This window comes from Rhizobium atlanticum (assembly GCF_030182485.1).
Taxonomy (GTDB): Bacteria; Pseudomonadota; Alphaproteobacteria; order Rhizobiales; family Rhizobiaceae; genus Rhizobium.
The window spans coordinates 14,257-36,343 of record NZ_JAQJCJ010000023.1 but is presented as its reverse complement, the minus strand read 5'-3'; the positions used below and the strand labels follow the sequence as shown (position 1 = coordinate 36,343).

21 protein-coding genes are annotated in these 22,087 nt (G+C 62.9%); 14 read left to right on the top strand and 7 right to left on the bottom strand.

What is annotated here, in order from left to right:
* Positions 1-17: 17 nt before the first annotated feature.
* Positions 18-701 carry an ArsR/SmtB family transcription factor gene (locus PH551_RS27460; protein ID WP_285195842.1) on the bottom strand — a complete coding sequence of 228 codons (684 nt, stop codon included), beginning with the start codon at positions 699-701 and terminating at the stop codon, positions 18-20.
* A 68-nt stretch (positions 702-769) separates the two neighbouring features.
* Here PH551_RS27460 and PH551_RS27455 point away from each other — a divergent pair, with 68 nt between their 5' ends.
* From PH551_RS27455 to PH551_RS27445, 3 genes are all read left to right on the top strand, one after another.
* Entirely contained in the window at positions 770-1,099 is a 330-nt protein-coding gene (locus PH551_RS27455; RefSeq protein ID WP_285195841.1) for an NIPSNAP family protein, read from the top strand.
* Positions 1,096-1,446 (top strand): antibiotic biosynthesis monooxygenase family protein, encoded by a 351-nt coding sequence (locus PH551_RS27450; protein ID WP_285195840.1) that lies wholly within the window; start codon positions 1,096-1,098, stop codon positions 1,444-1,446. The genes PH551_RS27455 and PH551_RS27450 overlap by 4 nt, the downstream gene beginning before the upstream one ends.
* 120 nt (positions 1,447-1,566) lie before the next feature.
* Entirely contained in the window at positions 1,567-2,697 is a 1,131-nt protein-coding gene (locus PH551_RS27445) for a site-specific DNA-methyltransferase (RefSeq protein WP_285195839.1), read from the top strand.
* Between the two features lie 229 nt (positions 2,698-2,926).
* Here PH551_RS27445 and PH551_RS27440 read toward each other — a convergent pair whose 3' ends face one another.
* Genes PH551_RS27440 through mutY form a run of 3 tightly spaced genes read right to left on the bottom strand, consistent with a single transcriptional unit; the run spans position 2,927 to position 5,006 of the window.
* On the bottom strand, positions 2,927-3,292 hold the full coding sequence (locus PH551_RS27440) for a nuclear transport factor 2 family protein (protein ID WP_285195838.1): 366 nt from the start codon (positions 3,290-3,292) through the stop codon (positions 2,927-2,929).
* A 5-nt stretch (positions 3,293-3,297) separates the two neighbouring features.
* Positions 3,298-3,912 (bottom strand): HAD family hydrolase, encoded by a 615-nt coding sequence (locus tag PH551_RS27435; RefSeq protein ID WP_183705295.1) that lies wholly within the window; start codon positions 3,910-3,912, stop codon positions 3,298-3,300.
* 2 nt (positions 3,913-3,914) lie between these two features.
* On the bottom strand, positions 3,915-5,006 hold the full coding sequence (gene mutY, locus PH551_RS27430) for an A/G-specific adenine glycosylase (protein ID WP_285195837.1): 1,092 nt from the start codon (positions 5,004-5,006) through the stop codon (positions 3,915-3,917).
* A 96-nt stretch (positions 5,007-5,102) separates the two neighbouring features.
* Between mutY and PH551_RS27425 the strand changes: the two genes are divergently transcribed.
* Complete coding sequence (locus PH551_RS27425) at positions 5,103-5,594, top strand: DUF721 domain-containing protein (protein WP_285195836.1); 492 nt, start codon at positions 5,103-5,105, stop codon at positions 5,592-5,594.
* 46 nt (positions 5,595-5,640) lie between these two features.
* On the opposite strand, the gene PH551_RS27420 is transcribed toward PH551_RS27425, so the two are convergent.
* On the bottom strand, positions 5,641-6,084 hold the full coding sequence (locus tag PH551_RS27420; protein ID WP_285195835.1) for an RbsD/FucU family protein: 444 nt from the start codon (positions 6,082-6,084) through the stop codon (positions 5,641-5,643).
* 52 nt (positions 6,085-6,136) lie between these two features.
* Here PH551_RS27420 and PH551_RS27415 point away from each other — a divergent pair, with 52 nt between their 5' ends.
* The 9 genes from PH551_RS27415 to PH551_RS27375 all read left to right on the top strand — a co-directional run bounded on the left by PH551_RS27415 (position 6,137) and on the right by PH551_RS27375 (position 16,187).
* Positions 6,137-6,283, top strand: a complete 147-nt coding sequence (locus PH551_RS27415) for a hypothetical protein (protein WP_285195833.1) — start codon at positions 6,137-6,139, stop codon at positions 6,281-6,283.
* Positions 6,284-6,318: 35 nt separating this feature from the next.
* Positions 6,319-7,323 carry a LacI family DNA-binding transcriptional regulator gene (locus PH551_RS27410; protein WP_285195831.1) on the top strand — a complete coding sequence of 335 codons (1,005 nt, stop codon included), beginning with the start codon at positions 6,319-6,321 and terminating at the stop codon, positions 7,321-7,323.
* A 1-nt stretch (position 7,324) separates the two neighbouring features.
* Entirely contained in the window at positions 7,325-8,812 is a 1,488-nt protein-coding gene (locus PH551_RS27405) for a sugar ABC transporter ATP-binding protein (protein WP_285195830.1), read from the top strand.
* Positions 8,813-8,825: 13 nt separating this feature from the next.
* Positions 8,826-9,761: an ABC transporter permease gene (locus PH551_RS27400; protein WP_097597634.1), complete on the top strand. Its 936-nt coding sequence runs from the start codon at positions 8,826-8,828 to the stop codon at positions 9,759-9,761.
* A 26-nt stretch (positions 9,762-9,787) separates the two neighbouring features.
* Positions 9,788-10,789 (top strand): substrate-binding domain-containing protein, encoded by a 1,002-nt coding sequence (locus PH551_RS27395; protein ID WP_285195829.1) that lies wholly within the window; start codon positions 9,788-9,790, stop codon positions 10,787-10,789.
* 191 nt (positions 10,790-10,980) lie between these two features.
* On the top strand, positions 10,981-11,256 hold the full coding sequence (locus PH551_RS27390) for a type II toxin-antitoxin system ParD family antitoxin (protein ID WP_285195828.1): 276 nt from the start codon (positions 10,981-10,983) through the stop codon (positions 11,254-11,256).
* The gene (locus tag PH551_RS27385) at positions 11,249-11,548 is read left to right on the top strand and encodes a type II toxin-antitoxin system RelE/ParE family toxin (RefSeq protein ID WP_285195873.1); all 300 of its coding nucleotides are present in this window, start codon (positions 11,249-11,251) and stop codon (positions 11,546-11,548) included. The genes PH551_RS27390 and PH551_RS27385 overlap by 8 nt, the downstream gene beginning before the upstream one ends.
* Before the next feature lie 151 nt (positions 11,549-11,699).
* The gene (locus PH551_RS27380; protein ID WP_483315448.1) at positions 11,700-12,470 is read left to right on the top strand and encodes a DsbA family protein; all 771 of its coding nucleotides are present in this window, start codon (positions 11,700-11,702) and stop codon (positions 12,468-12,470) included.
* A gap of 255 nt (positions 12,471-12,725) precedes the next feature.
* Positions 12,726-16,187 (top strand): chromosome segregation SMC family protein, encoded by a 3,462-nt coding sequence (locus PH551_RS27375; protein ID WP_285195825.1) that lies wholly within the window; start codon positions 12,726-12,728, stop codon positions 16,185-16,187.
* 528 nt (positions 16,188-16,715) lie between these two features.
* Here PH551_RS27375 and PH551_RS27370 read toward each other — a convergent pair.
* On the bottom strand, positions 16,716-17,369 hold the full coding sequence (locus PH551_RS27370; RefSeq protein WP_285195824.1) for a glutathione S-transferase family protein: 654 nt from the start codon (positions 17,367-17,369) through the stop codon (positions 16,716-16,718).
* A gap of 161 nt (positions 17,370-17,530) precedes the next feature.
* Positions 17,531-18,514 (bottom strand): phosphotransferase enzyme family protein, encoded by a 984-nt coding sequence (locus PH551_RS27365; RefSeq protein ID WP_285195823.1) that lies wholly within the window; start codon positions 18,512-18,514, stop codon positions 17,531-17,533.
* Between the two features lie 899 nt (positions 18,515-19,413).
* Here PH551_RS27365 and ppdK point away from each other — a divergent pair.
* Entirely contained in the window at positions 19,414-22,080 is a 2,667-nt protein-coding gene (gene ppdK / locus PH551_RS27360; protein ID WP_285195820.1) for a pyruvate, phosphate dikinase, read from the top strand.
* The last annotated feature ends 7 nt before the right edge of the window (positions 22,081-22,087 follow it).

Below are 22,087 nucleotides of genomic sequence, written 5' to 3'. Positions count from 1 at the left end.
GCAGATCTGCAGCCAGTCTATCCAACCGGAAAAAGCAATAGAAATTGCCGCTCGCCTTCCGGGGTAAAGAGGATCGAGCGGCTTTCCGTCGTTCGCCGCGCCCAGCCCCTGTCGAGGAAACTTGAAAGCAGCGCCTTGCCAAGGCTGCCGGCCAGATGGGCGCGCCTTTCGCTCCAGTCGAGGCAGGAGCGGCAGAGCGGCCGGCGCGAGGATCTGAGATTGCCGACGTCGATGCCGATGCGGGCGAGATCGCTCTCGCCCTTATCAGTCAGCGCAAGACCCTCTCCGACCGCCTCGATCGCGCCTGAGGCAATCAGGTTGTCGAGCATGCGCACGCCGTAATCGCCGGCGAGATGATCGTAGCAGATGCGCGCCTTGCGCAGCGCCGGCTCCTTCGGACCGGGCCGGTGGCGCAGATGCCCGCGGCCGGCGGCAAAGCCCATCATGCTTTCGATCAGCCGGGCGACAGCCTCGTCGGCCAGCGTGAAATAGCGGTGGCGCCCCTGCTTGCGCTGGGCGATCAGGCCGCCGGCTTCGAGCTTGGCCAGATGGGTGCTTGCCGTCTGCACGGTGATGCCGCCGACGCCGGCAAGCTCGGTCGCCGTCAGCGCCCGCCCGCCGGTCAGCGCCGCCAGCATATTGGCCCGCGCCGGATCGCCGATCAACGCGCCGATCTGCGCAATATCAGGACCTTCCTTCATACTTCGATCGTAACCGAAGCATCGCCGTCCGGCAATGTGCGAAAACGGGAAGCACAAAGGAGAACCCGATGATCACCTGCTTTATCCGTTATGAGATCGACCCCTTCAGGAAGGAAGCCTTTGCCGAATATGCCGAGAATTGGGGCCAGACGATTCCTCGCAACGGCGCCGATCTGATCGGCTATTTCGCCCCGCATGAGGGCTCGGCGACGACGGCCTACGGCGTCTACAACATCGAAAGCCTCGCCGCCTACGAAGCCTATCGCGCCAGGCTGGCCGCCGACCCACTCGGCCGCGAGAATTACGAATTTGCCAGACGCGAACGCTTCATCCTCAAGGAGGACCGCATCTTCCTGAAAAACGTCTCCGCTCCCCACGCCAAGCTGGTGCTGCCATGATCGCCGTCATCTTCGAAGTCGTGCCCTATATGGGCGAACGCCACAAATATCTCGACCTCGCCGGCGGGCTGCGCGCCGAGCTCGAAACCATCGACGGCTTCATCTCGATCGAACGGTTCGAAAGCCTCACCAATCGCGGCAAGCTGCTGTCACTGTCCTTCTTCCGCGACGAGGCGGCGGTCAAGGAATGGCGCAATGGCGAGGGCCACCGGGCCGCCCAGCAGGCCGGCCGCGGCGGCGTCTTCGCGGATTACCGCCTGCGGATCGCCAGTGTCGTGCGCGATTACGGCATGTTCGAACGCGACGAGGCGCCGGCCGACAGCCGCAAGGTTCATGACGCCGCTTGATGAGGGAAGGGGTGCCCGCCACAATAAATTCCCGAATTCGGTCAGCGCTTCAGGCTTTGGTAACTAAGTTGGGTAACCATAACGGAGAGTTAAGCGTAAAGCGTATGAGCGAGTATCAGAATGGCGTCAGTTTTTCCGCTTGCCGACCTCAAGGCTTCCGTCAAGGCGGACTCCTGGGTTGACACGATCATCAAGGGCGACTGCGTGAGCGCCCTTGAAGCCTTGCCCAACCACTCCGTCGACGTGATCTTCGCCGACCCACCGTACAATCTCCAGCTCGGCGGAACGCTGCATCGTCCCGATCAGTCGCTGGTCGATGCGGTCGACGACGAATGGGATCAGTTCGCCTCCTTCGAGGCCTATGACGCCTTTACCCGCGCCTGGCTGCTCGCCTGCCGCCGCGTCCTCAAGCCCACGGGCTCGATCTGGGTGATCGGCTCCTATCATAATATCTTCCGCGTCGGCGCCACGCTGCAGGATCTGAATTTTTGGATCCTCAACGACATCATCTGGCGCAAGACCAATCCGATGCCGAATTTCAAGGGCCGCCGTTTCCAGAACGCCCATGAGACGATGATCTGGGCGAGCCCCAATGCCAAGGCCAAGGGCTATACCTTCAACTACGATGCGATGAAGGCGGCCAATGACGACGTGCAGATGCGCTCGGACTGGCTGTTCCCGATCTGCAATGGAGCCGAGCGGCTGAAGGGTGAGGACGGCAAAAAGGTGCATCCGACTCAGAAGCCGGAGGCGCTGCTGGCCCGTGTCCTCATGGCCTCGACCAAACCCGGCGATATCGTCCTCGATCCTTTCTTCGGTTCGGGAACGACGGGTGCGGTGGCCAAGCGTCTGGGCCGCCACTTCGTCGGTATCGAGCGTGAGCAGGATTATATCGATGCGGCCGCAGCCCGCATTGCCGCGGTCGAGCCGCTCGGCAAGGCGGAACTGACCGTCATGACCGGCAAGAAGGCCGAGGTCCGCGTTGCCTTCAACGTGCTTGTCGAAAGCGGCCTGATCAAGCCCGGCCAGGTGCTGACCGACGCCAAGCGCCGCTACAGCGCCATCGTGCGCGCCGACGGCACCGTCGCCTCCGGCGGCGAGGCCGGCTCCATTCATCGTCTCGGCGCCAAGGTGCAGGGTCTCGATGCATGCAACGGATGGACCTTCTGGCATTTCGAAGACGGGCAGTCCCTGCGCCCGATCGACGAGCTCAGGTCCGTTATCCGCAGTGATCTGGCAAGGGTGGATTGAGCAGCGCCCTAGATCCGGATGATTTTAGGCCAGATTGGCCTAAAATCTGAATCCGGATCTAAGTCAGAAAATGAGAGCATGATGTCGTCCGAAAACCGCTTACACTTTTCGGCATCATGCTCTGGGGATCGAAATACCTTCTTCCGGTTTCCTCCAGTTGCGGAAGAAGACCAAGGCGCCCGGGGTTCAAGCCTCGGGCGTCTTCTATTTCAACATTCGGATTGCCTCGTCAAAACGACTTGTAATCGGTGACCTCGACGCGCGTGATGCGGCCGTCTTCATTGAAGGTGATCGTCTCCTCGCCCTCGCGCAGCAGCGGCTTGCCGTTCCGGCTGTGGGTGGCGCGGAGCGACCAGACGGCGCGGCCGGAGAGGGGCGTCAGGTTTTCCACCAGCGAATTCTCGGCCGTCTGATCGGGGTAATCGTCGAAATAGCGCCGGAAGGCGGCCATGATCTCGGTGCGCCCGGCAAGGCTGCCTACGCCGTTCGAGATATAGGTCGCGTCCTCGGCGAAATAGTCCTCGATTGTGGGAAAATCCAGCGCGTTGATGGCGGCGTGGAAGCGTTCGATTTCTTTTGCCGGGTCGAAGGCCATGGGTCTCAGACCCTCACGCCATGGGCGGCGAGATCGCTGCGCAGTTTATCCGCGCCCGAAAACAGCACTGCGTTCCAGCCGAAAGCCTTGGCGCCTTCGACATTGGCCGGCGCGTCGTCGATGAAGATCGTCGCGGCGGGGTCGAGGCCGAAGCTCTTCGTATGCGTCTCGTATATCGCGATGTCAGGCTTGATGAGGCCGACATCGCCGGAAACGGTGACGCCGCGCGGTTTCGTCAGGAAGGGGAAACGCACCTGCGCCTCGCGAAACGTGTCGGAGGCGAAGTTGGTGAGCATCGTCACGTCACGGCCCTCCTCGATCAGTCCCTCCATGATCGCGACGCTCTCCTCATAGGCGTGCGGCACCATCTCGTGCCAGTATTTGCGGAAGGCGCGGATATGCTCCTCGCGCGTCGGATGCGCTTCGATCAGCAGCGCTTCGGCCTCCGCCCAGGTGCGGCCGCGGTCCTGCTCGACGTTCCAGTCATGGGTGCAGATATTGGCGAAGAACCAGTTGCGCTCGGCCTCGTCGGGAATGAGGCGGGCGAAAGGAAGATTGGGATCGTAATGAATGAGGACTTTGCCGATATCGAAAACGATATGCTTTATTTCGGTGGTCATGTTTATGCCCTGGATGTTTTGAATGCGAGAGGAATAGCCGCTGCGATCGCTTTTTTCATGACGGTCGGCAAGGCCTGCGCTTCAAGATTTGTAACGGGTTCCCACCATCCGTCATCCATGTCAGGCTTTTGGGCAATCGCCGCCCGCCAGATGGCAAGCCTGAGCTCGAAATGGGTGAAGACATGGGTAACAGTGCCGCTGGCCTGCCATCCGGCGGCGAAAGGAGCGGCCGCCGCCGAGGTTTCGCCGTCGAGCCGCGCCGTCCAGGCCGTCGTCGGCACCTCGGTCATGCCGCCGAGCAGGCCGCTTTCACCGCGCCGCCTGAGCAGGATTTCGCCCTCTCTGGTCACCGCGATAAAGGCCGCGCCATGGCGCACCGGCTTTTCCTTCTTCGCCGCCTTGACCGGAAAGAGCTCGGGATCGGACAATTTCAGCGCCTGGCAGACGTCTCGGAACGGACAGAGCGAACAGGCCGGGCGCTTCGGCGTGCAGATCGTCGCCCCAAGATCCATCATCGCCTGGGCGAAATCGCCCGGCCGGCCCGGCGGCGTCAGCAGCGCCACCTTCGCCTTCATCAGCGGCTTGGCGCCCGGAAGCGGCGTTTCGATCGCATAAAGCCTGGAGATCACCCGCTCGACATTGCCGTCCATGACCGCAGCCTGCCGGTTGAAGGCGATGGCCGCGACGGCCGCTGCCGTATAGTCGCCGATCCCGGGGAGCGATTTCAGATCCTCCTCGGTATCGGGAAAGACGCCGCCATGTTCCCTCGCCACCGCTTCGGCGCATTTCTTCAGATTGCGGGCGCGCGCGTAATAGCCGAGGCCCGCCCAGGCGGCCATCACCTCGTCGTTGTCGGCGGCGGCGAGATCGGTGACGTCAGGCCAGCGCCGGAGAAATTTCTCGAAATAGGGTTTGACCGCCTGCACCGTGGTCTGCTGCAGCATCACCTCCGACAGCCAGACGCGATAGGGATCGGCGCGGACGCCGCGCGCCGCCATGCCGGGCGAAACGCGCCAGGGCAGGTCGCGGTGATGGCGGTCGTACCAGTCGAGGAGGGGCTTTGCCGAGGGGGTGTCGAGTGTGGTGGTCGTCATGATTTGCCGCATTGGGGGGAAGGCCCTATACTTGGCGAAGCAACGCCGCGCGATCAAGTCGGACGCACCAATTCGCGGCTCCGTCCAAGGGTTTCGATGAGTTATCCACGCAAAGATGTGAAACAGATTTCTGAGCTGGCGAACGGGCTGATCGATCCGGTCCTGGCGCGCCGCGCCGGCATCAACACGGCGCTGCTCGGCTCGTGGAGCGAAATCGCCGGCGAGGATTTCGCCGATTGCACCCGCCCGGAAAAGATAGCCTGGGCTCGCGGCGGCGGCGATGACGGCAGCTTCCGCCCCGGCGTGCTGACCATCGCCTGCGAAGGCGCGCGCGCTCTTTTCCTCACTCATGCCCAGGGCGAACTCATCCAGCGCATCAACAGCTTCTTCGGCTTCGCCGCCATCCACCAGATCCGCATCGTCCAGAAGCCGGTGTCGCAAGCCGTCCGCCGCTCCCGCACCCCGCCGCCGCTGAAGGGCGAAGCCGCCCGCAAGCTCAAAGGCATGATGGAGGGGATAGAGGGAGACAAGCTGCGCCAGGCGATTGAGCGACTGGGCACGGCGGTGATGGGCAAGCGGGGACGATGAATGCAGTGGACAAGCATCCGGCTCTAGCGCGGTTCCAGGGGCGTTCCTAAATCACACCCTTCTTCAGGATGAAGTTTCCATAGGGCCGTGTTTCACCCGTCTGAACCACCGCGAAGCAGGCTTCTGCAATCGGATAGTAGGCGAAGCGCTCGACAGGCTTGCTCCTGATGCCGCGCTGTTCGGCGGTCGCGCAAAGCAATTCCACATCCGAATGAACGGGCAATAATATCCCGGCCTGATCCGGATCCTCCATGTGCATGAGCGGCTGTTCGACGAAGTGATCGAGCGGCATGACCGCCAGGATCGCTTCTATGGTCTCTGTGGCGCTGGCCGCATTCATCGATATGAGTTTGCCGCTTACGGTCTTTTTCGACACGCGGGACGCCGAGAAATTCTTGTCGACGATGGCGATCTCGTCGCCATGGCCCATCGCGCTCAGTGTCCACAAAAGATCCGGACAGAGAATCCCGGGGATGTTTTTCAGCGCCATGTGCGTTCCTCCCTTACGCCCGTATATCACTATAAATCACCGAAGAAAACGCTTGCGCAAACGTTTCGATGGCCATACGCTGATTGCGATCGTTTCATTGGAGGATGAAGCGGACAGAAAGCGACCGGCGGGCTGTGGCTTGTTCTGGATCGGCTGGATATTTCGATTTGGTTCGGAAGGCGACGCGGCGACGGCTTGAAGCTGTCGCGTCGGTGGGGGAGGAGGTCTGCAATCATGGCGACAATCACTGATGTCGCGCGCGCCGCGGGCGTGTCGGTCTCTACCGTTTCGCACGTCATCAATGGCACGCGGCATGTGAACGAGGCGACCGCGAAGCTCGTCAAAGAGGCGATCGAAAACCTCGGATTCGTGCCGAATGCCGTGGCCCGGTCACTGGTGCGATCCTCGACCGATGCCGTCGGGATCGCCATTTCGATCAGCACCAACTACTATTTCAACGATATCGTATCCTCGATCGAACGGGCCTGCGCCGCGATCGGGCAGCTCGTCTTTCTCTGCGACACGCAGAACGATCCGGCGACCGAACTGAAGCTGGTCCGCGAATTGGTCCAGCGGCGTGTGGATGGAGTGATTCTGGCTCCGTCAAGCGATCCGGAAAACCGCGCCGTTGAATATCTCAGATCGGCTCGCATGCCCTTTGTGCTCGTCGACCGTCTGACCGTTGAGGATGCGGACGGGGTCTGCCTGGACAACGAGGCGGCGATGGAAACGCTGATCGACCATCTGGTGGGCCACGGGCATCGCCGCATAGGCCTCATCGCCGGTGAGCCGGGGCTGCGGTCCACGCTCGAGCGCGTGCGTGGATACGTGCATGCGATGCGCAAGAACGGTCTCGAGATTGATCCCACTTTGATGAGCGAAGGCAATGCCAATAGCGCGGATGCTCACCAGTCCGCGCTTGCCATCCTTGGTCGGTCCGATCGTCCGACCGCCATCGCCTCGGGCAACAATTTGGCGACGATCGGCGTCATGCGCGCGGTGCGGGACCTCGGCCTGCGCATTTCCGAGGATCTGGCGCTGATCGGCTTCGATGATTTCGATTGGGCCGACTGTTTCGAACCGCGGCTGACCGTCATGGCGCAGCCGAGCGAGATGATCGGCATGCAGGCGGCGGAAATGCTGTCCAGGCGGATCAAATCGAGCACCGAAAGCGTGCGACAGGTTCGTCTGCCGGCAAAACTGACAATTCGCCGCTCCTGCGGCTGCGGAGGACACTGAAATGACGTCGGCGCTGGCTCTTGCAGGGATCACCAAATCCTTTCCGGGCGTGCGCGCCCTGAAGGGCGTGTCGTTTTCTCTGCAGCCCGGAGAAATCAGGGCGTTGGTGGGGGAAAACGGCGCCGGCAAATCGACGCTGATGAAGATCCTTTCCGGCGCCTATTCCGCCGATGAGGGGCGTATCGAGCTTTTTGGCGAAGAGGTTCTCGATCCGACTCCGGCGGGCATGATCGCACGGGGTGTGGCGGTTATCTATCAGGAACTGGCTCAGGCGCCGCACCTGACCGTCGCCGAAAACGTTCTGATGGGGCGATTGCCGCGCAAGGGCGCCCTGATCGACTGGGGCGAAGCAAAGCGCCGGACCATCGAGGTCGTCGATCGGCTCGGTTTCGATGTCGATCCGACGGCCCGTATCGGAACGCTTTCCGTTGCCAAGCGCCAGATGGTTGAGATCGCCAAGGCGCTTGCGCGCAACGCGAAGATCATCGTTCTCGACGAGCCATCGGCCGTACTGGCGCAGGCGGAGATCGACCAGCTGTTCCGGGTCGTCAGGCAGCTGGCGCGCGAGAGCGGCGTTGCTTTCGTCTATATCTCGCATCGCCTGCGCGAAGTTTTCGAACTGAGCGATACAGTGACCGTTCTGCGTGATGGGTCGGTCGTCCACAACGGACCCTCCAATGGGCTCACGACGGACGATCTCATTCGCAGCATGGTGGGCCGGGAGGTGGGCGACGTTTTTCCCAAGCGCACGCCCCGGATCGGCGAGGAAGCCCTGTCCGCCAAGGATATTTCGACGCACGCGCTGCTCAGGAACGTCAGTATCCACGTTCGAAAAGGCGAGATCGTCGGTCTGTTCGGGTTGGCCGGCGCCGGCCGCACGGAGCTTTTGCGCGCCATCTACGGTGCCGACCCGCGCGATGCCGGCGAGGTCAGCATCAACGGCGCCAGCACCAGCATCGGTTCGCCGCGCGCCGGCATCGTCAAGGGACTGGGCCTCGTGCCGGAAGACCGCAAGACCGAAGGCCTCTTCCTGATACAGAGCGTCGGTTTCAACATCATGTCGGCCAGCCTCGCGCAGATCGTCCGGTTCGGACTTCTATCCGTTGGCCGCGAGCGCCGAATAGTCAGCGGTCTCATCGAGCGGCTGCGGATCAGGACGCCGAACGCCGCAGCGGCGACGCAAAACCTTTCGGGTGGCAATCAGCAGAAATGCGTGCTGGCGAGGCTAGTCAGCGCCGGATGCGAGATCCTGCTAGCCGACGAGCCCACGCGCGGCGTCGATGTCGGGGCCAAACGTGAGATCTACGATCTGCTGGTCGAGTTGGCGGAAGCCCGCGGCTTGGCGATCGTCATCGCCTCTTCCGAATTACCGGAAATCCTGGGTCTGTGCGACCGGCTCTATGTTTTGAGAGAGGGCGAAATAACGGCCGAACTCGACGCACGCACTGCGACCGAAGAAGAAGTCATGCACTTTGCGGCGCTACATTAATGAGGGGACCACCATGAAAAAAAGCCTTCCGCGCGGGACGGGTCTTGCCGGTGCACTGATCGTACTGATCATCGCCGCCTCGCTGATCTCTCCTCATTTTCTCAACCCCATCAATATTCTGAACGTTCTGAGGCAGGTCGCGCTCTACGGGATTCTCGGCATCGGCATGACATTCGTGATCCTCACCAAGGGGATCGATCTTTCGGTGGGCTCGATCGTGGCGCTGGTCGGCGTCACCGGCGCGGTCCTGATGGAGCAGGGCATGCCCATCCCGCTGATGGTGCTCATCTGTCTCTCCATTGGCGCCCTCGTCGGCTGCGTCAACGGCTTCGGCATTTCCCATTTCCGCATTCCGGCCTTCATCATGACGCTGGGCTGCATGGTGATGGTGCGCGGCTTCGCGCTGATGATTGCCGACGGCGGAACCGTCAATCCGGGAAAGCTCGCCGACAGCTTCTTCGTGCTCGGCGGCGGTTATATTCTGGGTGTGCCCACTCCGATCTACGTCTTCGCGATCGTCTGCATCATCGCTGCCATCGTGCTGAGCTTCACGCCGTTCGGACGGGCGATCTATGCGGTTGGCAGCAATGAGGAGGCGGCGAGACTGTCCGGCATCAACGTGCCGCTCGTCATCTTCAGCGTCTACATCATCTGCGGCGTGCTGGCGGCGCTTTCCGGCCTGATTTTCCTGTCCCGCCTTTCCGTCGGCGACCCGAATTCCGGCCTCGGCCTCGAACTGGAAGCGATCACGATCGCGGTGATCGGCGGCACGTCGCTGTTTGGCGGCGAAGGCACGGTTCTCGGCACGATGGGCGGCGCCATGGTGCTCGCCATCATCGCAAACATTCTCAATCTCGCAGGCGTTTCACCATTCTCACAACAGGTGGTGAAGGGCGGGATCATCGTTCTTGCCGTGCTGCTCGAAGCCGGAAGAAAGCCACGCAGCTAGCGTGTTCAACAGAGGGAGAACTAAAAATGCTCAATATCGCCAGACGCATGCTCATTATCTCCGCCGGACTCGCCACCGTCCTGACAGCGGTTCCCGCCTTCAGTGCGGACAAGATCGTCATCGGCTTCTCGCAGGCGAGCTCGAATTCGGCGCATCGCAACACGATGACCAAACGCAACCAGGCCTATGCCGCGGAAAACTTCAAGGATGTCGATCTGATCGTCACCAACGCCGAAGGCAAGTCCGCAAAGCAGATTTCGGACGTCGAAAGCCTCATGGTTCAGGGCATGAAGGTTCTGATGATCTCGGCGCAGGATGGCGCCGCGATCGCTCCGACCGTCAAGCAGGTGCTGGCCGCCGGCATTCCGGTCATCACGCTCGAGCGCAGCCTTGATATTCCCGTGACGCTGCATGTCGGCCCGCACAACAAACCCATCGGGACGCTTGCCGGCAAATACATAGCTGAAGCCCTGAAAGGCAAGGGCAATGTCGTGGAGATCAAGGGCGACCCGGCTGTCGCTCCCGCGGTCGAGCGTCATGAAGGTTTTGCCGAAGCTATCGCCGGCACCGACATCAAGGTGATCGCCGAGACCCACGCCGACTGGGACCAGGAAAAAGCGCTGAAGTTCATGGAGGATACGCTCCAGCGTTTCCCGGCCGGACAAATCCAGGCCGTTTACGCCCATAACGACAATATGGCCTTTGGCGCGCTGCGGGCGATCCAGGCCGCCGGCCGTGACAAGGAAGGTATCCTCATCATCGGCATCGACGGCGAAAATGCCGCCATCCGTGCCGTCGCCAAGGGTGACCTCACAGCGACCTTCACCTATTCCACCGTCGCGCCGGAAGGCGTCATCGCCGCGCACGCGCTCGCCACCAACGATACCGCGGCGCTTGAAAAGCTCGGAACCTTGACGAAGAAAGACGATGGCTCGATGGAAATCGAGATCGCATCGAAAATGATCACCAAGGAAAACGCCGCCGAGTTCTTCTGCAAGGGCTTCGGCGACGACCCTGAATGCAAGTGATCCGAGAGACGTCGAAGTCCGGCGCGATCCATGGGGAGCGCCGGACTTTCGGTTGAGATCCGACGATCAAGCTGCCTGGTCGGCGGCTGGTCGAGCAGCCCGACGTCAGTTAGAAAGCCTGGGCATGAAGCCGGTCTTGAACTCCATCGCAAGTGTATTACACTGTAATCACCTGAGAGGAGTGAACAGGAATGCGCAGCAGCAAACCCATTACGGTGACGCTCGGGAGCCAGCAGAAGAGCTTGGAAGCGCGGCTGGAATCTGGCGCCTATAGTTCGGCGAGCGAGGTTATCCGCGCCGCGTTGCGCGCGCTCGACCGGGAAGAGAATGCGATCGACGAAATCATGCGTCGGAAAATCCGTGAGGCGATGGACGATCCGGGTTCGGATATCGAAGCTGATGTGGTCTTCGAGCGACTCGAACGTCTGCACACCGATCGAATGAAGCCCCAGGGCGATGATGCCTAAGGTGGTATTTCGCCCTAGGGCGGAGAAGGATCTGCTCGATATTTACGAATTCATCGCTGCAGACAATCCAATGGCGGCAATAGAACTCGTTCGCCGGCTGAGACAGTTTTGTCATGGCTTGGAAGACATGCCGGAAAGGGGAGCGCCGCGTGAGGATTTTGCCCCGGGTGTTCGCATTCTGGTTTTCGAGCGGCGCGTGACCATTGCTTATCGGGTCGTGAAGGAGCAGGTGCAGATACTGAGGCTGTTTTATGCTGGCCGGAATACGCCTTCGGCCTTCCGTGAAAACTGAGAATCGCTCATTTCGGCTACGGCATCTGCTTTCGGTCCCATCACGGTCACAATTCTTTGAAGGAAGTTGCTGATCAGTGCCTTGTGAGCGGCCGCCAGCCGTTATATCGCACAGTCACGCCGTCAATCTCATTTATGGGGAACCCATGCAGATGTCCGAAATGCAACTGACGAAACGCCGCCTTCTGGGTGGGATCGCCATCGCCGCAGCTGCCGCAGCGCTTGCCGCCTGCAACGACAGCAAGGACGCTGCCGATGCTTTGTCCTCCGGCAAGACCATGGCCGACGGCACCAATGTCGACACCATGCAGACGGCAGCCACCTCGGCGACCGACATGCCGCAATCCGACGGCGATGTCGACATGGCCGAAGTGCTGAAGCCCGGCGCGCTGCCGGAAATGGCGCTTGGCAAGGCCGACGCGCCCGTCAAGATCGTCGAATATATGTCCATGACCTGCCCGCATTGCGCCCATTTCCACAACACCACCTTCGACGCCATCAAGCAGAAATATGTCGACACCGGCAAGGTGCAGTTCATCATCCGCGAATTTCCCTTCGATCCGCGTGCGGCGGCCGCCTTCATGCTCGCCCGCTGCAGTTCCTCCAATCCGGAGCAGTTGAGCACGCCGGAACAGTATTTCCCGATGGTCTCGATGCTGTTCAAGCAGCAGCAGGTCTGGGCCGCCGCCGATGACGGCCGCGCCGCACTGCTGCAGATGTCGAAGCTTGCCGGATTTACTGAGGATAGCTTCACGAAATGCTTGACGAACCAGAAGCTTCTGGATGAAGTGAACGCCACGCGGGAAAGGGGATCGAAGGATTTCGGCGTCAACGCCACGCCAACCTTCCTCATCAATGGCAAGCGCTATTCTGGAGACATGCCGGTTGACACCATGTCGAAGCTCATCGACAGCCTCATCTGAACCGGATCGTTCGACCACAACGGGCGACGGCGAAAGCCGTGTGCCCGTTTTTCGTTTTCAGCGCAGTTTGCGGGCGTGGCCCCGCCATCCGCCCTACGGGCACTCATCGGGGTCGAGCCGCGGGTCTCGACCGGTCCTTCGGACCCCAACAGGGGAGAAGAGGGAATCGAGACGTTGCGGCAAATCCCCTTCGCCCCAGCGGGGAGAAGGTGCCGGCAGGCGGATGAGGGGGCTTCCTGCCGTGGATATTTCCGCATGAAGTTCAACAAGCTGCGCCTGGTCGGCTTCAAATCCTTCGTCGAGCCGACGGAATTCATCATCGAGCGGGGGCTGACCGGCGTCGTCGGCCCGAACGGCTGCGGCAAGTCCAATCTCGTCGAGGCGCTGCGCTGGGTGATGGGCGAGAATTCCTACAAGAACATGCGCGCCTCCGGCATGGACGACGTGATCTTTTCCGGCTCCGGCAACCGCCCGGCCCGCAATACCGCCGAGGTGGCCCTCTATCTCGACAATGGCGAGCGGACCGCGCCTGCCGCCTTCAACGACAGCGACGAGATCCAGGTCACCCGCCGCATCGAGCGCGAGCAGGGCTCGCTCTATCGCATCAACGGTAAGGAAAGCCGCGCCAAGGATGTGCAGCTGCTGTTTGCCGATGCCTCGACCGGCGCCCGCTCGCCCTCGATGGTCGGCCAGGGCCGCATCGGCGAGCTGATCCAGGCAAAGCCGCAGGCCCGCCGCCAGCTCCTGGAAGAAGCGGCCGGCATTTCGGGCCTGCATTCGCGCCGCCATGAGGCCGAGCTGCGCCTGCGCGCCGCCGAAACCAATCTCGAGCGCCTCGACGACGTCACGTCGCAGCTCGAAAGCCAGATCGAGAGCCTGAAGCGCCAGGCCCGACAGGCCAATCGCTTCAAGACGCTGTCGGCCGATATCCGCGCCCGCGAGGCGATGCTCCTGCATATCCGCTGGGTGCAGGCTAAGGAGGCTGAGGCCGAGGCCGACAGCGCTCTCAATCAGGCAACCGTCATCGTCGCCGAAAAGGCGCAGATCCAGATGGAGGCCGCCAAGCAGCAGGGCATCGCCAGCCTGAAGCTGCCGGAACTGCGCGACGGCGAGGCTCGCGCCGCCGCCGCCCTGCAGCGCCTGCAGATCGCCAGGAGCCAGCTGGAGGAGGATGCCGGCCGCATCCTGCGCCGCCGCGACGAACTGACCCGCCGTCTCGCCCAGCTTGCCGAGGATATCCGCCGCGAGGAGCGGCTGGTGGCCGATAATGCCGTCATCCTCGCCAAGCTCGATGCCGAAGAGGCGGAGATTTCGGACATCCTCGCCGATTCCGGCCGTCATGCCGAGGAGACCCGAGAAGCCTTCGAAGCGGCGGCGGCAAAACTTGCCGACAGCGAGCGCATCTTCACGCAGCTGACGGCCGAGCGCGCTGAGGCGGCCGCCGGCCGCAATCAGCTGGAGCGCGCCATTCGTGATCTGGCCGACCGCCGCATGCGCCTCGAGCGCCAGATGGACGAAGCAAATGCGGAATTGTCGGCGATCGGCGAGAAGATATCGGGACTGCCCGATCCGGATGAAAAACGCGCGATGGTCGAGGCAGGCGAAATTGCGCTTGCGGACGCCGACGCCGCCGTCCAGACGGTCGAACAGGCGCTGGCTGGCGCCCGCCAGACCGAGGCCCTGTCGCGCGCCCCGGTCGATCAGGCCCGCGCCGGGCTGAATGCGCTGGAGACCGAAGCCCGCACCATTTCCCGCATGCTCGCCGCCGGTGCGGCGGCCGGCAAGTTCCCGCCGATTGCCGAGGAGCTGAAGGTCGATCGCGGCTTCGAGACGGCGCTCGGTGCAGCAATCGGCGACGATCTGGAATCGCCGCTCGATGCCGAGGCGCCGGCCCATTGGTCTGTCAATGGCGATGGCGCCGGCGATCCGGCGCTTCCCGAAGGCGCCGTGCCGCTGATCGCTCATATCAGCGCGCCATCAGCTCTCACCCGCCGCCTGCGCCAGATCGGCCTGGTCGCCGATGGCGACGCGCGGTCGCTGATGGCGGCGCTGAAGCCCGGCCAGCGGCTGGTGACCAAGGAGGGCGCCGTCTATCGCTGGGACGGCCATGTCAGCGGCGCCGATGCCCCGAGCGCTGCCGCGCTGCGCCTTGCCCAGAAGAACCGCCTGGCCGAACTCGAAAGCGAAGCGGCGATCGCCCGTGATGTGCTTGCCGAGGCCGAAGAGCGGCAGGCAGCGGCGGCCGAAGCGATCCGCCTCGAGGAGCGGCGGCTGGCCGAGGCCCGCGACATGAGCCGGCTGTCGGCGCGCCATCTGGCCGAAGCGCGCGAGGCGCTGGCTGCGGCCGAGCGGGCTTCCGGCGATCTCATCCGCCGCCGCGATGTCGTCAGCGAGGCTGCGAGCCAGCTGGGCGCGCAGCTGGAAGAGATCGGCGTCCAGGAAGAAAATGCCCGCATCGAGCTGGAGGACGCGCCTGACCTGACCGAGATCGACGAGCGCTTGCGCTTCCAGCAGGCGGAGGTGGCGACCGACCGCGGCACGCTCGCCGAGGCCCGCGCCCGTCATGAAAGCCTGGCGAGGGAAAACGAAGCCCGCCAGCGTCGCATCATGGCGATCGGCCAGGAACGCGAGACCTGGCGCCAGCGGGCGGCAAGCGGCGAGGATCATGTCGCGACACTGCGCGAGCGCGAGGAAGAGGCGCGCGAAGAGGCGGCCGATCTCGAAATGGCGCCTGACGAATTCGACGACAAGCGTCGCGCCCTGCTCAGCGAATTACAGAAGGCCGAGGAGGCGCGCCGCAATGCCGGCGATCTTCTGGCCGAAGCCGAACGCATCCAGCGCGATGCCGATCACAAGGCGGCGACCGCGCTTTCCGAGCTTGCCGAATACCGCGAACGCCGCGGCCGCGCCGAGGAGCGCCTGGTCTCGGCCCGCGAACGTCGGCACGAAAGTGAAGTCCGCATCCGCGAGGCGCTGAACGTGCCGCCGCATGAGGCGCTTCGGCTCGCCGGCCTGCAGCCGATGCAGGCGCTGCCCGATCCGCGCGAGGTCGAGCGCGAGCTGGAGCGGCTGAAGATGGAGCGCGAACGGCTCGGCGCCGTCAACCTGCGCGCCGACGAGGAGCAGAAGGAGCTGAGCGAGAAGCTCGAAGCGCTGATCAAGGAGCGCGACGACGTCATCGACGCGATCCGCAAGCTGCGCGGCGCCATCCAGAGCCTGAACCGCGAGGGCCGCGAGCGCCTGGTCGCCGCCTTCGACGTCGTCAACGGCCAGTTCCAGCGGCTGTTCACCCATCTTTTCGGCGGCGGCACCGCCGAGCTGCAGCTGATCGAATCCGACGATCCGCTTGAGGCCGGCCTCGAAATCCTGGCCCGCCCGCCCGGCAAGAAGCCGCAGACGATGACGCTGCTGTCGGGCGGCGAACAGGCGCTGACGGCAATGGCGCTGATCTTCGCCGTCTTCCTCACCAACCCGGCGCCGATCTGCGTGCTCGACGAGGTGGACGCGCCGCTCGACGACCACAATGTCGAGCGCTACTGCAACCTGATGGACGAAATGGCGGCTTCGACCGAAACCCGCTTCGTCATCATCACCCATAATCCCATCACCATGGCCCGCATGAACCGCCTCTTCGGCGTCACCATGGCCGAGCAAGGCGTCTCCACCCTCGTCTCCGTCGACCTGCAGACAGCCGAACGCCTGCGCGAAATTGCCTGAGGTCTTGCGAGGAGGCTGTGCTTCCAGGGTCAAGCCCTCGGATTACCAATGAGAGTTGGTGCGGGGCGCGATGAAGCTACGGCCGGCGCAGAGCCGCAAGCTGCATCGCCGGTGCGTGGTGAGAACGCCAACCACACTCTCCGTCATCCCAGGGCTTGAGCCTGGGATCCATGGCCAAACACGCGGACTTCTATTTCTCTGCCGTGGGACGCCTTCGCTGTTCACCCAGTGCCAGCCGCATGGATCCCAGGGTCAAGCCCTGGGATGACGGAGGAGGTGGTGCCCGTTGACGGAGGAGAGGTGGTGCCGGGGCGACGGACGAGAAATGGTACAAACTTGAGGGCGGAGGGGTGGTGAAGCTACGGCAGGCGCGGCGGAGCAAGCTGCATCGCCGGTGCGTCTGGCAACAAAACCAACCACACTCTCCGTCATCCCAGGGCTTGACCCTCGGATCCATACCAAGCAGGCGGCCTCTATTTCTCTGCGGTGCAACTCCTTCGCTGTTCACCGACCCGCCATGATCCCTGGTCAGCCCGCCGCCGATGCGGCCTGGAAAACCGCCAGCTGCGCGGCGAAGGCGCGTTGATAGGCCGGCCGTGCTTCGGCGCGGGCGACATAGGCGGCGAGGCTGGGATAATCGTCGAGGATATTGGATGACTTCAGCCGCAGCAGCACCGACACCATCAGCAAGTCACCGGCGCTGAATGCACCGTCGAGCCAGTCGGCATCGTCGAGGTGCGTGGAAAGGCTGTCCAGCCTTCTGCGGATGCTGCCTTCGAGGGCACGCAGGCGCTGCTCGTACCAGGGCTCGTCGCGCTCCAATATCCTGGCGAGGCTGTGATCGAAGATCGGCGTCTCCACCGTGTTGAGCGCGGCAAACATCCAGGCGATCGCCCGCGCCCGGCCATTGGCATCTGCAGGCAACAGGCCGCCATGCCGCTCGGCGATATGCAGCACGATCGCGCCGGATTCGAACAGGGTGAGATCGCCTTCCTCATAGGTCGGGATCTGGCCGAAAGGCTGGCGCGCCAGATGCGCCGGTTGCTTCATTGTCTCGAACGTGACGAGGCGAACCTCATAGGGCTGGCCCGCTTCCTCGAGCGCCCAGCGAACCCGCATGTCGCGCGCCAGGCCGCGGCCCCGATCGGGCGAACGTTCAAAGGCGGTGATGGTGATCGTCATCGTTTCCTCCATGGCTCCTTGTATTGAAGACGTGCGGCCAAACGGGAATCCGACATCTTCTATTCGCGATCGACCACGGCGGTCTTGCCGCTGCCGGAAACGCCTTCGATGAGATAGTTCCTGACGCCCATTTCCCCTACGGATTCATGGCGAGTCGTCCGTCAGAACAGGCGATCGCCGAAGCACTCTGCCTCCCAGGTCTTGAGAAAATCCGCCTGCCGCGCGATCCAGCCGACATCAGTGCTTCCCCATTCGTTCGAGCGACTGGCATATTCGCCCATGAGCCAGAAGTGGCGGACGATCACGAAGCGGAGAGCGGCTTCGAAATCGTCAGGCGTTATCGGCCGGATGGCGCGATAGCCGTTGATGAAGGCCGTCCACATCGGCGTCAAGCTCCGGCCAAAGGAAACCTTTGCCCAGAGGAAGACCGACAGATCGTAAGCGAGATATCCCGGCCCGCCGTCGTCGAAGTCGAAAAAGACCGCTTCGCCTGCGTCATTGATGCGCGCGTTGAAGCCGTGACAGTCGCCGTGGCATTGGGTCCAGGTCAGATTTCTGAACGCGTCTATCGCCTTTGCGGTGCGCATGGCGATGCTTTCGAGGTCGCGAAGCACATCCGCGTCTTCGACGAGGCCGCTGTCGCGGATACGAGCCTGGGGGCGATGCAGCAGGTGTTCGAGGTCGAGCCGATAGAGCGCTCCCTCGAACGAGAACGTCTGCGCCGCATTGTGCAGCAGGGCAAGCGTCCTGCCATTCGCCTGGGCATCGCCCGCATCTGCCGCGCCCGGCTCCCGGCCGGAAACTTCCCTGAACAGCACAGCTTCGCGCAGCCCCTCCGGCGCCTGTCCCTGCAGGAAGAAGGAGCCGTCTCGCGTCGGCATGGGCGCTGCGACCGGCACGCCTGCCTCCTGGAGATGTCTGAGGAAAGCCGTTTCGGTCCTGACGTCGGCCGGACCGCGGCTGCGGCGATGTGAAAGCCGGAATACATAGCGCTCGCCGATGCTGTCGATGACCAGATAACTGTCGTTGAGACCGCGATTGAGCAGGCGGCAGTCCACCGGTCCGGCAAGGCCGTAATGCCGATCGATGAACCGCCCGATCGTTTCGACCCCGGGGGTGGAATATTGCGGTTCAAAATCGAGCATCTGGACGTCCGGGGTGGGATCTGCGGAGGCCTGACAAGATAAGGTATTCTGTGATAGTTGCAACGCTTGATTGTGTCCGGTGCGCCGTCCGCCAAGGCGTCGATGGATTCGTTCTGTGGCCGGAAAGCACTCGCGGAGCTTGGCCGAGCGGCCGTCTTATGGCCGGCACGCGCCGACCAGGACCCGCAGCTGAGGCCGGGGGAAGAACCGACCGCGTGCAATTTTCCCGCATTCGGCGATAAACACCAAAAAAGGTCGGCTGTCTTGCGGTCCCTAACCCATTTGGGTGATGCTCTTTTCTCTGACTTGCATTAGAAGTTGTTTCAACGCAACCTGATGACTTTGCTGAAGAGCGGGGCGGTCAAAGTTGCGGATTTGTCGAATTGCGATGCGCTTTTCAGGTAGAGGGCAAGGACCTGGAAGCTGTTTGAGCAATCCCTGGAAATGCGAAGCGTCTCTTGAGGAGTTGCGGAAAACAAAGATCAGGGCGGGTCCATGAAATCGCCCTGGGTTGAGGGACCCCCCGTCCGGTTTTCCTGGCCGGACGGAAACAAGGCTTTGCGGGACATTGTTGCAGTCCCGCAAAGCTTTTTTTATGCCTTCTTCAGGCGGGGTTATATGGCTTTCAGCCGCCAGTGATGGTGAAAATATTGTGCGACGCAGCATTTTCGCCGCATTTGTCGATTTTCATTTCAACTCCAAGGCATTAAGCTGATTTCCCAGACGCTGTCGGTGTTTGTTAAACTTCTCCTTCGTCATGCTCGGGCTTGTCCCGAGCATCTGCAGCCAGTCGATATGGAGCAGATCCTCGGCACAAGGCCGAGGATGACGGCGAGGGGAGCAAGACATGTCAGCAAACTGAGGGATCACGCTGATCCTTTTGTGGTGTTGGGGGGAAGATGACCAAGTGGGTCTATAGGTTCGGCGACGGACAGGCTGAGGGTGGCGCGCGCGACCATGAGATTCTCGGCGGCAAAGGCGCCAACCTCGCTGAAATGTGCGCTCTCGGTCTTCCCGTCCCGCCGGGGCTGACGATCGTCAGCGGCGCCTGCAACACTTATTACACGAATGGCGGCCATATCGACGACCGGCTGAAGGCCGAGGTGCGCGCCGGCATAGCTGCGATCGAGGCCATCACCGGCCGCCATTTCGGATCCACCAGCCAGCCGCTGCTGCTCTCCGTGCGCTCCGGCGCTCGCGTCTCCATGCCCGGCATGATGGACACGGTGCTGAACCTCGGCCTCAACGACGAGACGGTGCAGGCGCTCGGCCACGATGCCGGCGACGCACGTTTTGCCTGGGACAGCTACCGCCGCTTCATCCAGATGTATGCCGACGTCGTCATGGGCCTCGGCAACGACGCCTTCGAGGAGATCCTCGAAGACGAGAAGGCCAAGCTCGGTCACGAACTCGATACCGAACTCAGCGCCACCGAATGGCAGCATATCGTCTCGCTCTACAAGAGGCTGATCGAGGAGGAGCTCGATCGGGAATTCCCGCAGAATCCGGAAGTCCAGCTCTGGGGCGCGGTTGGCGCGGTCTTTTCCAGCTGGATGAGCGCGCGCGCCGTCACCTATCGCCAGCTGCACAATATCCCCGAAGGCTGGGGCACGGCGGTCAATATCCAGGCCATGGTCTTCGGCAATCTCGGCAATAGCTCGGCCACCGGCGTCGCCTTCACCCGCAACCCCTCGACCGGCGAGAAGGCGCTCTACGGCGAATTCCTCGTCAATGCGCAAGGGGAGGATGTCGTCGCCGGCATCCGCACGCCGCACAGCATCACCGAGGAGGGGCGGCTTTCCTCCGGCTCCGACAAGCCCTCGATGGAAAAGCTGATGCCGGAGGCCTTCCGCGAGCTCACCCGCATCTGCAGCGAGCTCGAGATGCATTACCGCGATATGCAGGATATCGAATTCACCATCGAGCGCGGCAAGCTGTGGATGCTGCAGACACGCGCCGGCAAGCGGTCGACCCGGGCGGCGATGAAGATCGCCGTCGACATGGTCGACGAGAAAGTGATTACCGAGGAGGAGGCGGTGCTGCGCATCGAACCGTCGAGCCTCGATCAACTCCTGCATCCGACGATCGATCCGCGCGTCAACCGCCAGGTGATCGGCACCGGCCTGCCGGCCTCGCCGGGGGCCGCGACCGGCGCCATCGTCTTCACCGCGGAAGAAGCTGTCGAAGCGGAAGCCGAGGGCCGCAAGGTGATCCTGCTTAGGGTCGAGACCAGCCCGGAGGATATTCACGGCATGCATGCGGCCGAAGGCATCCTGACGACGCGCGGCGGCATGACCAGCCATGCGGCGGTCGTCGCCCGCGGCATGGGCATTCCCTGCGTTGTCGGCGCCGGCACCATGCGCATCGATCAACGCAACGAACGGCTGCTCGGCATCGGCGTCACCCTGAAGAAGGGCGACATCATCACCATCGACGGCTCAGCCGGCCAGGTGCTGAAGGGCGAGGTGCCGATGATCCAGCCGGAGCTGTCGGGCGATTTCGGCCGCATCATGGGCTGGGCCGACCGGGCGAGGCGGATGACGGTGCGCACCAATGCCGATACGCCGGCCGATGCGCGCGCCGCCCGCTCCTTCGGCGCCGAGGGCATCGGCCTTTGCCGCACCGAACACATGTTCTTCGAGGGCGAGCGCATCCATGTGATGCGCGAGATGATTCTCGCCGAGGATGAGAAGGGCAGGCGGCTGGCGCTCGACAAGCTCTTGCCGATGCAGCGCTCCGATTTCACCGGCCTCTTCACTGTCATGCACGGCCTGCCGGTGACGATCCGCCTGCTGGATCCGCCGCTGCACGAATTCCTGCCGAAGACCGACGACGAGGTCGCCGAGGTTGCCTTTGCCATGGGCATGGAGGCCTCGGCGCTGCGCCAGCGCGTCGATGCGCTGCACGAGTTCAACCCGATGCTCGGCCATCGCGGCTGCCGGCTGGCGATCTCCTATCCCGAGATCGTCGAGATGCAGGCCCGTGCCATTTTCGAGGCGGCGGTCGCCGCAGCTAAGGAGACCGGGGCGGCCGTCGTGCCTGAAATCATGGTGCCGCTCGTCGGCCTGCGCTCCGAGCTCGATTACGTCAAGGCCTGCATCGATACGGTGGCCGGCGACGTGATGCGAGAAGCCGGCATGAAGATCGATTATCTCGTCGGCACGATGATCGAGCTGCCGCGCGCGGCCCTTCGCGCCCATGTCATCGCCGAGGCGGCGGAATTCTTCTCCTTCGGCACCAACGACCTGACGCAGACCACTTTCGGCATTTCGCGCGACGATGCCTCCGCCTTCATCCCCACCTATCAGCGCAAGGGCATCATCGAGCACGACCCCTTCATCTCGCTCGATTTCGATGGGGTAGGGGAGTTGATCAGCATCGCCGCCGAGCGCGGCCGGCGCACCCGCAACGACATGAAGCTCGGCATCTGCGGCGAACATGGCGGCGATCCGGCCTCGATCCGCTTCTGCGAAGCGATCGGCCTTGATTACGTCTCCTGCTCGCCGTTTCGCGTGCCGATCGCCAGATTGGCGGCGGCGCAGGCGGTCATTTCGGAAAACCGGTAAAACCGGC